General features: G+C 37.2%; 15 protein-coding genes. 7 read left to right on the forward strand and 8 right to left on the reverse strand.

Translation table 11 applies throughout. The features are described from left to right. Positions 1-306: 306 nt before the first annotated feature. Positions 307-453, forward strand: a complete 147-nt coding sequence (locus QS62_RS11935) for an ESPR domain-containing protein (RefSeq protein WP_082966199.1) — start codon at positions 307-309, stop codon at positions 451-453. 49 nt (positions 454-502) lie between these two features. Then, positions 503-3,133 (forward strand): autotransporter outer membrane beta-barrel domain-containing protein, encoded by a 2,631-nt coding sequence (locus tag QS62_RS11535; protein WP_066110330.1) that lies wholly within the window; start codon positions 503-505, stop codon positions 3,131-3,133. Between the two features lie 68 nt (positions 3,134-3,201). On the opposite strand, the gene der is transcribed toward QS62_RS11535, so the two are convergent. Together der and QS62_RS11545 are read right to left on the reverse strand one after the other, a co-directional pair. Continuing rightward, positions 3,202-4,719 (reverse strand): ribosome biogenesis GTPase Der, encoded by a 1,518-nt coding sequence (gene der / locus QS62_RS11540; protein ID WP_066110352.1) that lies wholly within the window; start codon positions 4,717-4,719, stop codon positions 3,202-3,204. 119 nt (positions 4,720-4,838) lie between these two features. Then, a complete protein-coding gene (locus tag QS62_RS11545) occupies positions 4,839-5,705 on the reverse strand; it encodes a DMT family transporter (protein ID WP_066110332.1) in 867 nt (288 codons plus the stop codon). A 102-nt stretch (positions 5,706-5,807) separates the two neighbouring features. Here QS62_RS11545 and folC point away from each other — a divergent pair, with 102 nt between their 5' ends. Continuing rightward, positions 5,808-7,127, forward strand: coding sequence for a bifunctional tetrahydrofolate synthase/dihydrofolate synthase (gene folC / locus QS62_RS11550; RefSeq protein ID WP_066110334.1), 1,320 nt, complete (start codon positions 5,808-5,810; stop codon positions 7,125-7,127). 54 nt (positions 7,128-7,181) lie between these two features. Here folC and QS62_RS11555 read toward each other — a convergent pair whose 3' ends face one another. The 6 genes from QS62_RS11555 to grpE form a co-directional block, all read right to left on the reverse strand. Next, positions 7,182-8,132, reverse strand: a complete 951-nt coding sequence (locus QS62_RS11555; protein ID WP_065233544.1) for a ribose-phosphate pyrophosphokinase — start codon at positions 8,130-8,132, stop codon at positions 7,182-7,184. Positions 8,133-8,181: 49 nt separating this feature from the next. Continuing rightward, on the reverse strand, positions 8,182-9,057 hold the full coding sequence (gene ispE, locus QS62_RS11560; RefSeq protein ID WP_082966200.1) for a 4-(cytidine 5'-diphospho)-2-C-methyl-D-erythritol kinase: 876 nt from the start codon (positions 9,055-9,057) through the stop codon (positions 8,182-8,184). After that, positions 9,057-9,686 carry a lipoprotein insertase outer membrane protein LolB gene (lolB, locus tag QS62_RS11565; RefSeq protein ID WP_066110338.1) on the reverse strand — a complete coding sequence of 210 codons (630 nt, stop codon included), beginning with the start codon at positions 9,684-9,686 and terminating at the stop codon, positions 9,057-9,059. Before lolB ends, ispE begins: the two co-directional genes overlap by 1 nt. A gap of 135 nt (positions 9,687-9,821) precedes the next feature. Continuing rightward, entirely contained in the window at positions 9,822-10,109 is a 288-nt protein-coding gene (locus QS62_RS11570; protein WP_066110339.1) for a helix-turn-helix domain-containing protein, read from the reverse strand. Beyond that, positions 10,090-10,419, reverse strand: coding sequence for a type II toxin-antitoxin system RelE/ParE family toxin (locus QS62_RS11575; protein ID WP_066110341.1), 330 nt, complete (start codon positions 10,417-10,419; stop codon positions 10,090-10,092). The genes QS62_RS11570 and QS62_RS11575 overlap by 20 nt, the downstream gene beginning before the upstream one ends. Before the next feature lie 381 nt (positions 10,420-10,800). Then, the gene (gene grpE, locus QS62_RS11580; RefSeq protein ID WP_066110343.1) at positions 10,801-11,391 is read right to left on the reverse strand and encodes a nucleotide exchange factor GrpE; all 591 of its coding nucleotides are present in this window, start codon (positions 11,389-11,391) and stop codon (positions 10,801-10,803) included. A 180-nt stretch (positions 11,392-11,571) separates the two neighbouring features. Here grpE and QS62_RS11585 point away from each other — a divergent pair, with 180 nt between their 5' ends. The 4 genes from QS62_RS11585 (at position 11,572) to QS62_RS11600 (ending at position 16,407) form a co-directional block, all read left to right on the forward strand. Beyond that, positions 11,572-12,492 carry an NAD(+) kinase gene (locus QS62_RS11585; protein ID WP_066110345.1) on the forward strand — a complete coding sequence of 307 codons (921 nt, stop codon included), beginning with the start codon at positions 11,572-11,574 and terminating at the stop codon, positions 12,490-12,492. A 70-nt stretch (positions 12,493-12,562) separates the two neighbouring features. Further along, complete coding sequence (gene recN / locus QS62_RS11590; RefSeq protein ID WP_066110347.1) at positions 12,563-14,239, forward strand: DNA repair protein RecN; 1,677 nt, start codon at positions 12,563-12,565, stop codon at positions 14,237-14,239. Between the two features lie 194 nt (positions 14,240-14,433). Next, on the forward strand, positions 14,434-15,009 hold the full coding sequence (locus QS62_RS11595) for a TetR/AcrR family transcriptional regulator (protein WP_066110348.1): 576 nt from the start codon (positions 14,434-14,436) through the stop codon (positions 15,007-15,009). A gap of 36 nt (positions 15,010-15,045) precedes the next feature. Continuing rightward, positions 15,046-16,407 carry an MFS transporter gene (locus tag QS62_RS11600; protein ID WP_066110350.1) on the forward strand — a complete coding sequence of 454 codons (1,362 nt, stop codon included), beginning with the start codon at positions 15,046-15,048 and terminating at the stop codon, positions 16,405-16,407. The last annotated feature ends 107 nt before the right edge of the window (positions 16,408-16,514 follow it).

Below are 16,514 nucleotides of genomic sequence, written 5' to 3' on the forward strand. Positions count from 1 at the left end.
GTCAACAGTCTGAGGGTACTTTGCAGTACCCTTTTTTATTAGATTAAATCCAAACAAATTCGAAAATGGTATAAAAGCATAAAATAGTTGTATTTTTTTATAATTGACTCTCTTATAACCCTAATTAGGGTGTAAATTATGCCTTGTGTCACAAAAAATTAAAAAATACTGGCATTTCCATAAAATAAACTGACATAAAAACAAAAATAGGTATATGCTAACAAGGTGTTATTTTTAAATAACCTTTCTCTAACAGTGATGTAACTGTTATTTCTTAATAATCATTCTGTAATTAAGGAACTTATTATGAATCATACTTATCGTTTAGTTTGGAATGCCGTTAGGCAGTTATGGCAATGTGCCTCGGAAAATACTCGCTCTAAAGGCAAATCAGGCTCAGTAAAAACTGCTGCCAATAGTCAAATTACCCCCCCCCTCTCAATCTCTAAATAGTCCTTATAAATTTGTTTTTAATATCTTCGTTACAGCTATTTTAGCAGCGATGTCTTTGCCTACTTGGGCAGAAGAGTTGGCTTGTCGAGAAGAAATTACAACCGCAGGAACTTATACCGTATCTGAAACATGTAATTACAAAGATAAGCAACTCTCTATTAATGTTGGCAAAGATAACAATGTTACCTTACAAGGAAGCAACTCTTCTCAAGGAAAAATTATCTCCGATACCTACTCTTACGAAGGAAATATTACTGCATATAGAATCGGCTTGTTAACAATACAAGATTTAATCGTTGATGCGACTAACTCTAATGGTATTTATATAAATAATTTTCCAATACGTAACGAAAATTACTTTTCTTCTTTAGTTGTTAAAGGAGGAAAAATAACAGCGAAACAATCGGGTATTATGACACAGAGTGCTGGTGATATTACAATATTAGGAGCAGAAGTAATAGGAGGAGTGGGGGAAGGCTCATATGACAAATATGGTATTTTTGCGATTAATACTCGTAGTATTACTCTCTCTGATGCAATTATAAGAGGAGGAGAGATTGGGGTTTATGTTGCAGAAGCTGATAGATACCAACGATTTCATACGCGAGTAACAATATCAGGGAATACAAAAATTCTTCCAACCGAGAATAATGATCACTTTGTGGCAATTGGCTTCGGTGATGGGCAACTTAGATATAATAATTATTCAATATTACCTTTAATGCGTAATGTTTTAGATTTAGCAACTAATCCTGACAATATTCAAGGATTAGTGGCATCTGCAATGTTCATTTATCCAGGACAATATATCTTACAAAATGCTAATACACTTATCTTGAATGGAGCTAATAATTTATCTTTAAACCTTACTGAATTTGGTATAAATGGAAAAGATCTTGTGATAGATGACACAATATCAGGAGAATCTAATTACAAGATTCTAAACCTCACTCCTGGCAAAAAATTCTTTGCTTTTGACACAATTGAGAAAAATGGTTCAGGTACCTGGACGCTTTCTGGTACGTTAGATGAAGGGATTATCACTGGTCATGAAGAGGAACATAGAGAATATATAGATTATCCTCCTGATGCCTTTCAAGATACTGTTATTCCGGCAAGTCCTGCCTTTTCTATTAACGAAGGAACCATTGCATTAGCAGCAAATACCATTGTGCATACCGATATGGTAGTTAATCCAGCTGGTATTTTATATTCCCAAGCAGGCGGTAAACAACTCGTTGATTCGCTAGCAATTAAAGGTACTTATCAAGTCGATGTTAATAGCCATAATGATTACAGCCAATTGCATAGTACAAAAGATATTGTGATTGAGGATGGCAGCAAACTTTATGTATATGCCGATAAACTTCGTGGTGGCGATGATACTTTCTTAAATGTATTAACTACTGATGGAGAGCTCAAAGGACGTTTTAATCCGAAAGTAGAAGATAATAGTGTCTTATTCGACTTTACTGCACTATATGAACCACAAGCGATGCATTTAAATGCCAAAGCGGTTCCAGCTCCAGAGCCTGAACCTGAACCAACTCCGACTCCAGAACCTAAACCCGAGCCTACCCCTGAACCAACACCAGGTTTAATCGAACATTTGGTTAAACAGGCATGTGATGATTGCTTAGCTCCAATGGCAGCAAGTTTGGATAAAATTAAAGCCTCAGTAGATAATGATATTGCTTTTGGCTTAATGAAATTAACCAGTGAAAAAGAGGTGGTGAATGCGGTAGAGCAAATCCAACCATTATTAGGGATTCGTACTAGTCGCGTAATTATGGAAGCGACTGATACCTTAACCAAAACAATACCAACAGGACGTTGTTTGGCAGATGCTGGTGACAATCAAGTCTGGGCAAAAGTGTTAGGAGAATGGAATGAACGAGATGGCTCATCAGGATTATCTGGCTATCAAGCCACTCATAGTGGCATTGCCGTCGGCAGTGAACGTTGTGTCACCGAAAACACTAAATTGGGCTTAACGGCGGGCTATCTTAAAACTGATGCAGACAGTTATGATTCCGCTGCAAATCACAACTTAAAAGCCGATACTTGGCAGGTTGGCGTATATGGTAATACTGCATTAACACCACAATGGGATATTGATTTTTATGCTGGTATTGGACAAGCCTATTTAGACGGTAAACGTCATCTTAGTTTCTTAGGCCGTACTGCGGAAAGTGAGATGAAAGCGAACCATTTCCGTACTGGTATCACCTTAAATCGAGCTTTCCAAGTGAATCCACAGGCAAAAGTCACCCCATTTATCGGTTTAGATTATCAACGAGTTGAAATTGAAGACTATATTGAGAAAGGAGCAAAAGACTTTAATTTCGCCGTTGATAAACAAAGCACCGAAGCCTTTATGGCAAAACTCGGTATCAAAGGGGATTTCCAAGTTAATGATAGATTGAGTTTACAAGCGAAAGCCGCAGTGGGATACGATATGACCTATCGAGGTAATTATCTACGTGCAGGGTTTGTGAATTATCCAAAATACCGCTTTACGTTGGAGGATTGTGACCCATCACGTGTGAGAGGAGAACTTGATGTAGGTGCAAAATATCAAATTAGCCAAAATGTCGCATTGGGTGCTGGTGTACAATCCACCTTTGCCAAAGGGTTTAATTCGGTTGCTGGAAATGTGAATTTATCCATTCAGTTCTGATTTGAACCATAAACATTAACTTAAAAAATACCTCGCCGCGGCGAGGTATTGTTGCATATAGATAAACTTTATTTTTTCGCTTTCTTAATAAACTTCATCAAACGTCTGCGTTTACGTAATTGATTTGGCGTTAATTTATTACGTTTACCCGCATATGGATTATCACCATCTTGGAAAAGAATACGAATTGGTGAACCAATAATTTTCAAGCTGCGACGATAATAATTCGATAAATAACGCTTATATGAATCTGGTAATTTATCTACTTGGTTGCCATGGATCACAATAATTGGCGGATTATGTCCACCTGGGTGGGCATATTTTAATTTAATGCGTCTGCCTGCGATCATTGGCGGTTGATGTTCATCGGTCGCCATTTGTAGAATACGAGTTAATAGCGAAGTAGAGTAGCGCTGTGTCGCAGATTGATACGCTTCATTCACAGACTCAAATAAATTACCGACACCGCTGCCATGTAATGCAGAGATAAAGTGCACTCGCGCAAAGTCAATAAAATCTAAACGACGATCTAATTCAGATTTAATATTGTCTTTGATCTCTTGGCTTAATCCATCCCATTTATTGACCACAATAACTAAGGCACGACCTGCATTTAAAATAAAGCCGAGTAAAGAGAGATCTTGATCAGAAATGCCTTCGTGTGCATCAATAGTCAGTAACACTACATTGGCGTCTTGAATCGCTTGTAATGTCTTAATGACAGAAAATTTTTCGACAGTTAAAGTCACTTTACCGCGTCTTCGCACTCCAGCAGTATCAATGATAGTATATTGCTGACCATCACGCTCCATTGGAATATAGATACTATCGCGAGTGGTACCCGGCATATCATAAACGACCACACGATCTTCGCCTAAAATACGATTGGTTAATGTTGATTTACCAACATTTGGACGACCAACGATTGCGATCTTAATTGGACGATCCTCTTGTTGCTCGTCATCTTCTGCAAATTCTTCTTTTGTAATATCAAGCTCTTCATCTTCAGCAAGAGTTAATTCATCATCACTGAAATCAAAGTCATTATCCCAATCGTCATCAGTATCGCTTGTTATTTCATCATCTTGATTTTCTGTTTGATATGGCGCTAATACATCTTGAATTAATTGCGTTACGCCACGTCCTTGAGATGCTGCAATTTGAGCGATTTCACCTAACCCTAATTGATAAAATTCTGCAACATGAGAGTCAGCGTCAATACCATCAATCTTATTAGCAACGACCACAGTTGGTTTTTCACGACGACGTAAATATTGCGCAATACCAATATCTGCGGCAGTTAATCCTGCACGTGCATCAACGAGGAATAAAACAATATCTGCTTCATCAATGGCTAATAATGATTGCTCAGCCATTTTAACTTCAATACCTTGTTCAGAACCGTCAATTCCGCCAGTATCAATAACAATAAATTCAGTGCCATTTAATTGACCCTGACCATATTTACGATCGCGAGTTAATCCTGGAAAATTAGCGACGAGTGCATCACGACTACGAGTTAAACGATTAAACAATGTTGATTTACCAACATTTGGGCGTCCTACCAACGCAATGACAGGAGTCATAAATACCTCAACTTTTTCATATTCAAAAATGGCGCACATTATAGCGAATTTATTATTAAATCCGAACTGTTTCCTGTTTTTTTATTTCTTTATCAAGGATTAATTCAATAAAGGTGGTGTTAAGCAATCGGCATTAACAATAAAATAATCGCGACAATGCCTAAGCCAATACCAGCAAGATTGATTTTGTTGAGTTTCTCTTTAAATACAAAAGCGCCAATCACTGCGCCTAAAATCATCACACCAATGTTCATGCCAGCAAAAACTAAAGACGGATTTTCACTTAATTGCTGGTGTGCCTTAATGTAGAAAAGAATATTTAAAAAGTTTAATGCCCCTAAAAATAAACCAGCCAACATACTTTTGCCTTGCCAACGTGTCTTGGTAAAAATTAAATAGGCAAAAATAAAGCAGCCAGCGATGACAAAGGAGGTAAATAGGGCAAAAGAGAAAGCCATGCCAAATTTAGCAATTTGTTTAAATAAAATATCAATGATGCCGTAACCAAACCAGACCAACGGTAGCAGCAAAAAGCCTTTGATACTTTGCGAAGTTTGCGACAGATTGGCTTTAAAAACTAACGCAAATAAGGCGATAAATGCACAAATAATCGCGATACTTTTTTGTGTGGTCAGCGTTTCACCAAAAAAGAGAAATGCGGCTAAGATTGGTAAAAAGAGCGAGAGGCGTTGTGCTGCATCAGCGCGTGCAATACCGTTATATTCAATCGCTTTTGCCATTACTAAGAAAATTGTTGGTAATAAAAAGCCTAATAATAGAAAGAGCCAACTATGCTCATTTTGACGAATGGCATCACTAAAAGATAGACCCATAAAATCAGGTTGCAGGACAAAATAGGCTAAACTGCCTGCCATTAAATAGTTACAAGCAATTGCTTGCTGAATCACAATTTGTTGAGAGCGAGCAATTTTCAAAAATACACTCACCGCGACGCTACAAAAGATAGCAATAAACAGAGATAACATAACTTTTTCCTTAGTCTAATTTTGCGCTTATATGACGTAAGACAGCTGGCGATTTTAGGCAATATTAACTATGATAAGCAAGCAAAAAATAAGGATAGAAGTATGAAGCAAAATTTAACAACAGATACACCATTAGCGGAATGGTTAAATTATCTGGAACATTTACATAGTAAAACGATAGATATGGGGTTAGAGCGGGTTAGCCGAGTTGCGGAAAAAATGCAGTTGTTGCATCCAAGCGCATTTGTGATTACGGTCGCGGGCACCAATGGTAAAGGCACAACTTGCCGATTATTGGAAACTATTCTATTAAATGCGGGGTGTCGGGTTGGTGTTTATTCTTCACCACATATTTTGCGTTATGAAGAGCGAGTCCGTATTCAAGGACAAGAACTACCAGCTAATGCACATACGCAAGCTTTCGCGACTATTGAACAACAACGTTGTGATTCATTGACCTATTTTGAATTTAGCACATTGGCAGCATTGTGGTTATTTGAACAAGCTAATCTTGATGTGATTATTTTGGAAGTTGGGTTAGGTGGACGTTTAGATGCAACCAACATTATTGATACAGATTTAGCGATAATTACCTCAATTGATCTCGACCACACTGCGTTTTTAGGCAATACCAGAGAGCAAATTGGTTTTGAGAAAGCGGGAATTTGTCGTGCACATAAACCGTTAGTGGTCGGTGAGCCAGATTGCCCAGAATCAATAAAACAGCAAGCAGAAAAATTACATTGTCAGGCGATTTATCGCGGTAAAGATTTTGATTACCAGCAATCGGAGAATAGTTGGTGTTGGCAATCATCACAGCAAAAATTAACCAATTTACCGTTATGTCATATTCCGTTACCTAATGCAGCGACTGCATTAGCAGCATTGCAGTTTTTACCGTTTGATATCGGTCAAATGGAGATTATTGAGAGTTTAGCAAAAGTAGAGCTAGCAGGGCGTTTTCAATTTTTAGAACAAGCACAATTACAAAAATTAGCAACAACTTTTGCATTAACAACTGACACTATGCCGCAAATTGTGCTGGATGTGGGGCATAATCCGCACGCTGCACGCTATTTAGCTACGCAATTAGCGCAGCAAAAAGCTCATTATGCGCATATTTATGCAGTATGCGGCATTTTAAAAGATAAAGATGCGGAAGGGGTGTTACAACCGCTGTTACCATTAATTAACGAATGGATTTGTGTACCACTTGCAGGTGAACGTGGGCAAGCTGGTGAAGTGTTACAACAGAAATTAAATGTGATGTTAGATAAAGTAGAAAACAACCCTTCTGTTTATGCTGTAAGTTCGATGTTACAAGGTGTGGAATTGGCATTAAAACAGAGCCAAAAAGAGGATTTAATCCTAGTGTTTGGTTCATTCCATACCGTTGCAGACTTTTTAACATTACTAGAATAAGAAGCGAAAAGAAAACCCTGCAATTGCAGGGTTTTTAACAGATCAATATGCAAATTAATTATTAAACATTGCTGAGATAGACTCTTCATTGCTGATACGGCGAATCGCTTCCGCTAACATACCAGATAGCGTTAATACTCTCACTTTATTTAAAGCAATAATTTCAGGACGAAGTGGAATAGTATCAGTTACCACGATTTCATCTAATGCCGGGCTAGCAATGTTTTTCGCTGCTGAACCAGAGAATACAGCGTGAGTTGCATAAGCGAACACACGTTTTGCACCGCGTTCTTTCAATGCTTCCGCGGCTTTACATAAAGTACCCCCGGTATCAATCATATCGTCAACTAAGATACAATCGCGACCAGCGACATCACCGATAATATGCATAACTTGCGCAACGTTTGCACGTGGACGGCGTTTATCAATAATCGCCATATCGGTATCGTTCAATAATTTTGCTACCGCTCTTGCACGCACCACACCACCAATATCTGGAGAAACCACGATTGGATTTTCTAAATCTTGTTTCTTCAAAATATCGTCAATTAATACTGGAGAACCAAATACGTTATCTACTGGAACATCAAAGAAACCTTGAATTTGTTCTGCGTGTAAATCGCAAGTTAATACGCGGTCAACACCGACATTAGATAAAATATCTGCAACGACTTTAGCAGTAATTGGTACACGAGCAGAACGTACACGACGGTCTTGACGTGCATAGCCGAAGTAAGGCACAACTGCAGTGATACGGCCAGCAGAAGCACGACGTAATGCGTCGATCATTACTACGAGTTCCATCAAATTATCGTTAGTTGGTGCACAAGTGGATTGCACGATGAACACATCAGAACCACGTACATTTTCGTTAATTTGGACTTGAATTTCGCCATCGCTAAAACGGCCAACGATTGCATCACTAAGAGAAGTATAAAGACGTTCAGAAATTTTCTTTGCTAGTTCTGGTGTTGCGTTACCAGCAAACAGCTTAATGTCAGGCATTGTAAACCTCGGTGTTGGTGATTAAATATTCAGATTGTTGGACAATCCACTAAAATTGTTGTTGTATTTCCGCAAGGGTAAGATATAAAGGCGATTGATTTACCCCTTTGGCAACAAACCCAGTTAAATCGGACGGGCGTTGTTGAAAAACGGCTAATGCACGATCTTGCGAATCAAACTCTGCAAAAATGCAAGCGCCGGTTCCCGTTAATCGGGTCGGTGCATATTGTACCAACCACTGAATAGCTTGTTCAACCTCAGGATAGTGATCTCGCACAACTTTTTCGCAATCGTTTGTATAATTTTCTGAGAGTAATACCGCTAACGGTTTTTTCGGCGTCTGTCTAGGTAAATTAGGATCTTGGAAAACTTTCGCCGTTGAGATCGCGACATTAGGTTTGACGACAACATAATATTTTTCTGGCGGTTGGCAATAAGTAATTTTTTCACCAACGCCTTCTGCAAAAGCGGCTTTTCCATGTACAAAAATAGGTACGTCCGCGCCAAGCTGTAAGCCTAATTCAGCTAACTGATCAACGGAAAGTTGGGTTTGCCAGAGATAATTTAAGGCAACTAAAGTGGTAGCAGCATCCGAAGAACCGCCACCAACGCCGCCGCCCATTGGCAGATGCTTTTCTAAATGAATTGAAGCGCCTAATGTCGATTGAGTCGTTTGTTGTAACATTTTTGCTGCTCGATAAATAAGATTTTGTTCCAGAGCAACACCTTCTAGCGAATTAGTTAGTTCAATTTTCCCGGTATTGTTGATAGTAATAGTGAGCCAATCACCATAATCTAAAAATTGAAATAACGTTTGTAACTCATGATAACCATCAGCACGTTTTTGATTAATATAAAGGAATAAATTTAGCTTTGCAGGACAAGGGAAACGCAACAGTTTCCCTAAAAATGGATTAGTGGTCATTAGAATTTCCATTGCTTAATTTGAATTTTTAATTTTTTATTTGGGCCGCTAATTAATAAATTTTCAGGTAATTTTGGTGAAACGGTTTGATTATAATTAATATATTTTGCTTGCCAGTTGTCGCCTTGCCATTGATAGTTAAAATGACTCAATAACCCTTGTTGGTCGATCACATAATTTTCTGTATTACCCGGCAATCCTTTAATCCAATTAGGAAATTGTTCAACGGGGAAGTCAAAACCAATCACATCTTGTAGTAATTGATGTACATCTCGAGCAGCATAATAATTACCTTTATTATCATAAATCACTGTGGTAACAGGACTTTTTTCAATTGTTAAGGTACTGCTGCTTAATAAAGAAGAGAAATGTAAACGATATTGTTCTTGTCCTAAATATTGCCATGCAAATGAAGAAGAGAAACGTTTATTGTCACCAATATAGCCGAGTTGCCCCTCTGCTGCATAATGATTAATTGCATTTACCGCTTGTTGATGTTGCTGCCAAATTGGACTGTTATGCGGTAATGCCGCCTCTGGTGGTGTGAATTGCTCTTGCGTTGCACAACCTACAAACAATAAGGCTAGTGCCGATAATAGCGTAATACGAAAAGTGGATTTGTTAAGCACTGTGGAGATCTCAATTCAGATAAAAAGAGTCACTATTCTAATCAATATTGAGTTGGTTGCAAGTAACAAACCTTTAATGTCAATTTATAGGTAATAACCTGTAACTATACAAATTGATAAGGTTAGTTATAAAGATTATCCATGTACACCAACTCGTAACTCAGCTCCACAAGCGTGAGCGTAACGTTGTAGTGTAGTAAAAGAAGCACGACTTGCATTTTTCTCTAATTTACTTACTGCTGGTTGGCTCACTCCCATTCTTGCAGCAACTTCTGAAACAGTTAATCCCGCTTTTTGGCGCAACTCTACCAGTAATGTTTGTAGTTCTTCAATACGTTTTTCCTGAATATAGAGTGCTTTTGTTTCTTCATTTTTTAATAAAGTGTCTTTTACTGCCTTATAGTTAACAGCTTGTACTTTCATCAGTCATTTCTCCTAATCGTTTAAATGCAAGGTCAATCTCTGCTATGGGTGTTTTTTGAGATTTTTTTACAAATGTACGTAAGATATAAATTTTCTTACCTATTGCAAAAGCAAAAAATGTACGAGATATATCTTTGCTTCCTGCACGTAACTCAAATAATCCATCTTTAATATTACGAGTATGAGGATATCGTAATTGGTTGCCTTTTTCCTCTAGCTTATCCAGTGTATTTAATACCTTTGCTTGCATAAGGGGTGATAAAGCTTTGATTTCATTTATTGCTTCGGGATGAAAGAGCAATTCAAACATAAAAATATAACCTTTAGTTTATGAAATTGAGCGTAGCATAAAAGTTAACCATAACTCAAGGTTTATATCAGAACTCTTTTTTGTTTTTGTGATCTGGAACTATAAAACGATATTTTTATTGATTAGTTAAAAATTTATCCTTAGTGCTTTTACAAAAATGTGATATTTGTTGAATTGTTCAAGGTTCAAGTATGATTTAATGAACTGGCAAAAAATAAGGTGTTATGAAATTCGAACTATAGAGTAGATTACCAAGCAACATTATATTACCGTTTTCAATTTTTTATATCGTGTTCAGATAACAGTTACAGCTGGATAATTAAAATTAACTTAATAAAAAACCCTAAATACTCATTGTATTTAGGGCATAATTGAGTGTGATTAAGCCGCAATCATCACCATTGCTGGACGAATAACACGACCATTTAATAGATAACCTTTTTGTAATACTGTTGTGATTTGGTTAGTGGTAAAACCTTCAGTTGGTTGCATTGAAATTGCTTGATGCAAATCTGGATTAAAGGTTTCACCAACTGCTCCAACTGGTTCAATACCAAATTTTGCTACAGTTGAGATAAGATCTTTTAAAGTGAGTTCCACACCATCAAATAATGCTTTCACGCTTTCATCTTCTGAATTATTTGGGGTAGCCGCAGCGCGTTCTAAGTTATCAATTACATTCAAAATTTCTTTAGCAAATTTTTCTAAGCCAAATTTATGTGCTTTTTCAACATCAGCTTCAGTACGGCGACGGATATTATCAATTTCAGCACGAGTTCTTAATAAAATATCTTGTTCTTTTTTCGCTGCTTCTTCTAATTGTGCTTCTAAATCTTGAATTTTAGCCAGTGCTTCATTTAATGGGTCAATTTCTTCACTCGCTGTTTCTACTTCCTCATTTTCGGCAACTTGTTCATTTAATTCTTCTTTATTTAGTACTTTTTCTTCAGTAGTAGTTTGCTGTTCAGACATAGTTTTCTCCAAAATCAAATAGCTGCTTTAGCGCTCGCTAGTTTAACAAAAAAATACTATTGCCGCTAATTATTCACTGATTGAGCGTGATTAAGTCAAAATTATCGACAAAAGTTGTGCTAATATATGCCTCATTTGGCGCAATTCAAGGATCGCTGCGTTATTAACTGGGTAATTGTTATGCAAGAATTTGATACAAAGGAACATCGTCATTCATTACATCGTTCGTTTAGAACGATAGGTGTGGTGGGACAACCACGTCATGATGATCGATTACAAATGCACCAAGATCTCTTTATTTGGTTAAGACATCGTGGTTATCACGTATTGGTTGAACCGGAAGTAGGGAAGGCATTACAGTTAGATGCTCGTCATATTGCGACATTAGATGAAATTGGTGCAGCGGCAGAATTGGTTATCGTTATTGGCGGCGATGGCAATATGCTGGGTAAGGCAAGGATTCTTTCGCGTTACAATACTGCGTTAATCGGGATTAATCGTGGTAATTTAGGTTTTCTTACTGATATCGATCCAGATCAAGTGTATGAACAATTATCAGCCTGCTTGGATCGTGGAGAGTTCTTTGTTGAAGAACGCTTTTTATTAGATGTTAATGTTGTTCGTGACGGAGAGGTGATCGCTGAAAATCAGGCAATTAATGAAGTAGTTATCCATCCGGCAAAAATTGCGCATATGATTGATTTCCAAGTTTATATCAATGATAAATTTTGTTTTTCACAGCGTTCTGATGGCTTGATTATTGCAACGCCGACTGGTTCAACGGCTTATTCTTTATCTGCTGGCGGTCCAATTTTAACTCCTTTACTTAATGCGATTACCTTAGTGCCAATGTTCCCTCATACACTATCCTCAAGACCATTAGTGGTTGATGGTGATAGCAAATTACATTTCCGCTTTGCACAATATAATGTTCGTCAGTTAGAAGTAAGCTGCGATAGCCAAGTGAATATTCCTTTCTGTATTGATGATGTTATTGTGGTGAAAAAGAGTGATTTGCGGATGAAATTGCTGCATTTACAAGACTATAACTATTACAACATTCTTAGTTCAAAGCTCGGCTGGCTCAAAAAATTATTCTAAGTGCAAAAGAAATTCTTTACTGTATAAAAAAACAGTATATACTGATATTTATACAGTATTGGAGGTCTTTATGCTCACTCAATTACAAATCAATAATTTTGCGATTGTTAATCATCTTACGCTTGATTTTGCTAATGGTATGTCAGTGATTACTGGTGAAACTGGCGCAGGAAAATCTATTGCATTAGATGCGTTAGCTGTTTGTTTAGGACAGCGAGTTGATGCCAATATGTTGCGTTCAGGAGAAAGTCGTGCTGATGTAAGCGCTGTTTTTTCACTACAACATAATGCAATCGCACAGCAATGGTTGAAAGATCACGAGTTAGATGATGAAGATAATCCGGATGAATGTATTTTACGTCGTATTATTACGCAAGAAGGGCGTTCAAAAGGATTTATTAACAATCAACTTGTACCTGCTGCACAATTAAGAGAGTTGGGTGATCTATTGGTACAAATTAGTGGGCAACACTCTTCGCAACTGTTACTAAAACCGGATTATCAATTACATTTATTAGACACCTTTTGCCACAACCGCAATTTATTACAACAATTGGCAGAACAGTATCGTCATTGGAAACAACAGCAGCGCAATTTAGCGGATTTTCGTCAGCAATGTGCGGAAAATGAAGCCAGAAAACAATTGTTGCATTATCAAATAGCGGAGTTAAACGAGTTTGCCCTAAAACAAGGGGAGTTTGAAGAACTTGATCAGATACAAAAACGTTTAGCGAGTAGTGATTTATTAACACGAGGTTCGCAATCAGTTTTGCAGTTACTGGCAGAGAATGAAACTGCCAATATAGATAATTTGTTAAATAAAGCAGCTCATTATGTCGATGAGTTGGTTGAAGCAGATGAACAATTTAGTAATGCGCAACAATTAATTCAACAGGCGCAAATTTATATTCAAGAAGCGATTTCAGAAGTGCAGCATTTAGCTTATCGCATTGAAGATGATCCGGAATTATTAGCAGATACTGAAATGCGGATAAAACAAGCACTGCAATTAGCGAAAAAACACCATATTGCGGTAGAAGAACTGCCTTCATACCATCAACAATTGATACAAGAATATCAGCAATTAGCGGAGTATATTGATGGCGAAGATCAATTGATAGCATTGGAACAACAAGCGTATCAAGCAGTGGTATCAATTGCACAGCAACTATCTGAACGTCGCCAACGAGGTGCAATCTTATTAGCAAAAGCAGTGACAGAACAAATTAAACAGCTGGCAATGGAGAATGCAGAGTTCGATATTCAATGTGTAGCGAATGAAGAAAAATTATCTGCAAATGGCTTTGATCAAATTACGTTTATGTTAATGAGTAATTTAGGTGAAAATGCACAGCCATTACATAAAAATGCGTCAGGTGGTGAGCTTTCACGAATTGCTTTGGTGTTACAGACATTAACTTCAGATAAAAGCGCAGTACCAACCATTATTTTTGATGAAATTGATGTTGGGATTAGTGGAGCAACAGCAAATATTGTCGGTAAGTTACTGCGTTCACTAGGGCAGTCAGTACAAATCCTTTGTATTACACATTTACCACAAGTAGCATCACAAGGGCACTACCACTATAAGGTAGAAAAATATTGTAAAGAGGGAAAAACAGAAACTACGGTAATGTTGTTGAATACAGCAGAACGTGTCAATGAATTAGGACGTTTACTCGGCGGCAGCCAAGTTACCCAGTTATCATTAGCAAATGCCGAAGAGATGTTAGCGTTAGCGGGTTAACATTAATGATGTGTAGATAGCATTTTCTACGGATAAAGAAATATTAAGAGTAATACTAGTAAAAAGCCATTTCCAAATTCGGAGATGGCTTTTTTGCTATTTATCATCTTGACATAAAGCATAGAGAAGAGTATTTTTTACCAAAAAAAATGACAGTGATTACTGTCATTTTTTTAATAAGAGAAAGGATAAAAATGAAAACAACAAAACAAAAATTGATGGAAGCGATTGTTGATCTGGTTGCGGAGAAAGGGTTCAGAGCAGTAACAACCTTAGAAATTGCGCAGCGAGCAGGGGTAGGAGAAAAAACCTTGTTCCGTAATTTTAGTAATAAGCTCTCGCTTTTAGAGGAAGCCTGTAATCAGGTGTATTATGCGGCGGAGTTTAAGGTCATTATTGAAAATGAATTAGTTTATGACTTAAAGAAAGACTTAATGCTGATTTTTACGCAATACCATCTAATTGCGAATAAAAACCGCAAAATTTTAATGATTGCGTTGAAAGAGGAAGATCAATTGCCTGAATTACGCAAGAAGATCTTAGAGCATCCTAAAAGTTTATTAAATGATTTAGCTGCATATCTTGATGAAATGATACGGCGCAATCTGATGAGGAAAACTGACACTAGAGTTGCTGCCTTGCTAATGGTTACAGCGCAATATGGGGCATTTATCAATCATCTGAATTCTAAAAGAAATTTCCCAGATATTAGCTTAGAAGAGTACATCGAAAGTAGTGTTGAAATTTTCACCAAAGGGTTACTGCTTTAATCCGTACAACGATCATTATCGTAGGAGTTTATAGTTGTGTTATCTAAACAACAGCAAAAAAGTCTATTAATTGTCTTAGCCTTTTCGTTAATTATTTCGGTGATGAATGGAACAATGTTTAACATTGTGTTACCGAATATCCGCGAAGAGTTTGCATTATCTTCAGTGTTAATGGGGTGGTTTTCCTCTAGTTTTTTAATCGTATATGCGATAAGTACCGCCATTTATGGCAAATGTACGGAACGTTTTTCATTGAAAACCTTGCTTATTTTCGCTTTTATCGTTTTATTAATCGCCGATATTCTTGGCTATCTGGGGCAAAATTATGCGTCGATGTTGTTGGCTCGTGTATTACAAGCGACAGGTACTGCAATTATCCCTACTTTAGGTATGATTATTCCTGCACGTTATTTTGCAGTGGAAGAACGAGGTTTTGCCTTTGGTATGACTGCAACAGGTGCAGCATTAGGTGCAGCAATTGGCCCAATGATTGCTGGGTTTGTTGCTCAATATTTTAGTTGGCGTGCATTATTTTTACTCTCATTGATCCTGGTTTTAACGTTGCCACTGTATGTGAAAAATTTGCCAAATGAACAAGGTAAAAAGGTGGCTATTGATTTTGTTGGTGGTATTTTCTTAGCTTGCGGAGCATCAAGTATTTTATTAGCAATTACGCAATTTAATGTCATTTTTCTACTATTTTCTTTAGTTGCTTGGGTACTATTTGTAATTAGAATTCATCACACTAAAACGCCTTTTATTCACCCGTCATTATTCAAAAATACAAAGTTTATTATTATGTTGTGTTTTTTGTTTATCTTTATTTTTGTTGGGGCAGGGGAATCATTTTTAGCGCCGCTATATTTATCAGAGGTATATCAGTTGTCTGCCGGCAAGATTGGTACTTTAATTTTCCCAGCGGCAATTATTACCGCGGCTATGGGTGTTGTTGGTGGCAAAATCGTAGATAAGATGGGTGCGCTCTTTTTGCTGTCGCTGGCTTCACTAATGCTGCTGCTTTATTTTGTTGGTACCGCTTTAATATTAGGGTATTCCGAAATTTGGATAGCGGTATTATTGGTTTTTGGTGTTTTGGGTTGTTCTTATTTAACTATGTCTTTATCTAATTTTGTTTCTTATTTATTACCTGAACAACAAATTGGTATTGGCATGGGGTTATTCTCATTGGTTAATTTTATGGCGTATGCGTTTTCATCAGTGGTATGTAGCAAATTATTAGATTTGCATTTTAATGTCGTCGCTATCAATTTATTGCCAACTGGAACAAACGCCGTTGTATATAGCAATATTCTATTGTTTTTGGCGTTAATTTATGTGGTAGGTATGATAGTGTTTAAACTTAAATTTAGTCATCAAGTTAGATTGAGAAAGGTTTAGATGATGAAAAGCTAAAGTCCTAGCTTACTAGGATCTCAGACTACTGACCAAACTAAATTTTGTCACAAACTTCTATAAAATAGCTTTGGGGTCCCTCTTACTCTTGC

Origin of the sequence: Gallibacterium salpingitidis (assembly GCF_001678495.1) — a bacterium.
GTDB classification, from domain to species: Bacteria; Pseudomonadota; Gammaproteobacteria; order Enterobacterales; family Pasteurellaceae; genus Gallibacterium; species Gallibacterium salpingitidis.

Bases quoted from the DNA above. Each gene is read 5' to 3' on its own strand.
- QS62_RS11935 (WP_082966199.1), top strand. From the start codon at position 307: ATGAATCATACTTATCGTTTAGTTTGGAATGCCGTTAGGCAGTTATGG.
- QS62_RS11585 (WP_066110345.1), top strand. From the start codon at position 11,572: ATGCAAGAATTTGATACAAAGGAACATCGTCATTCATTACATCGTTCG.
- grpE (WP_066110343.1), bottom strand. From the start codon at position 11,391: ATGTCTGAACAGCAAACTACTACTGAAGAAAAAGTACTAAATAAAGAA.
- recN (WP_066110347.1), top strand. From the start codon at position 12,563: ATGCTCACTCAATTACAAATCAATAATTTTGCGATTGTTAATCATCTT.
- QS62_RS11570 (WP_066110339.1), bottom strand. From the start codon at position 10,109: ATGAAAGTACAAGCTGTTAACTATAAGGCAGTAAAAGACACTTTATTA.
- der (WP_066110352.1), bottom strand. From the start codon at position 4,719: ATGACTCCTGTCATTGCGTTGGTAGGACGCCCAAATGTTGGTAAATCA.
- ispE (WP_082966200.1), bottom strand. From the start codon at position 9,057: ATGACCACTAATCCATTTTTAGGGAAACTGTTGCGTTTCCCTTGTCCT.
- QS62_RS11545 (WP_066110332.1), bottom strand. From the start codon at position 5,705: ATGTTATCTCTGTTTATTGCTATCTTTTGTAGCGTCGCGGTGAGTGTA.
- QS62_RS11555 (WP_065233544.1), bottom strand. From the start codon at position 8,132: ATGCCTGACATTAAGCTGTTTGCTGGTAACGCAACACCAGAACTAGCA.
- QS62_RS11575 (WP_066110341.1), bottom strand. From the start codon at position 10,419: ATGTTTGAATTGCTCTTTCATCCCGAAGCAATAAATGAAATCAAAGCT.
- QS62_RS11595 (WP_066110348.1), top strand. From the start codon at position 14,434: ATGAAAACAACAAAACAAAAATTGATGGAAGCGATTGTTGATCTGGTT.
- QS62_RS11535 (WP_066110330.1), top strand. From the start codon at position 503: ATGTCTTTGCCTACTTGGGCAGAAGAGTTGGCTTGTCGAGAAGAAATT.
- folC (WP_066110334.1), top strand. From the start codon at position 5,808: ATGAAGCAAAATTTAACAACAGATACACCATTAGCGGAATGGTTAAAT.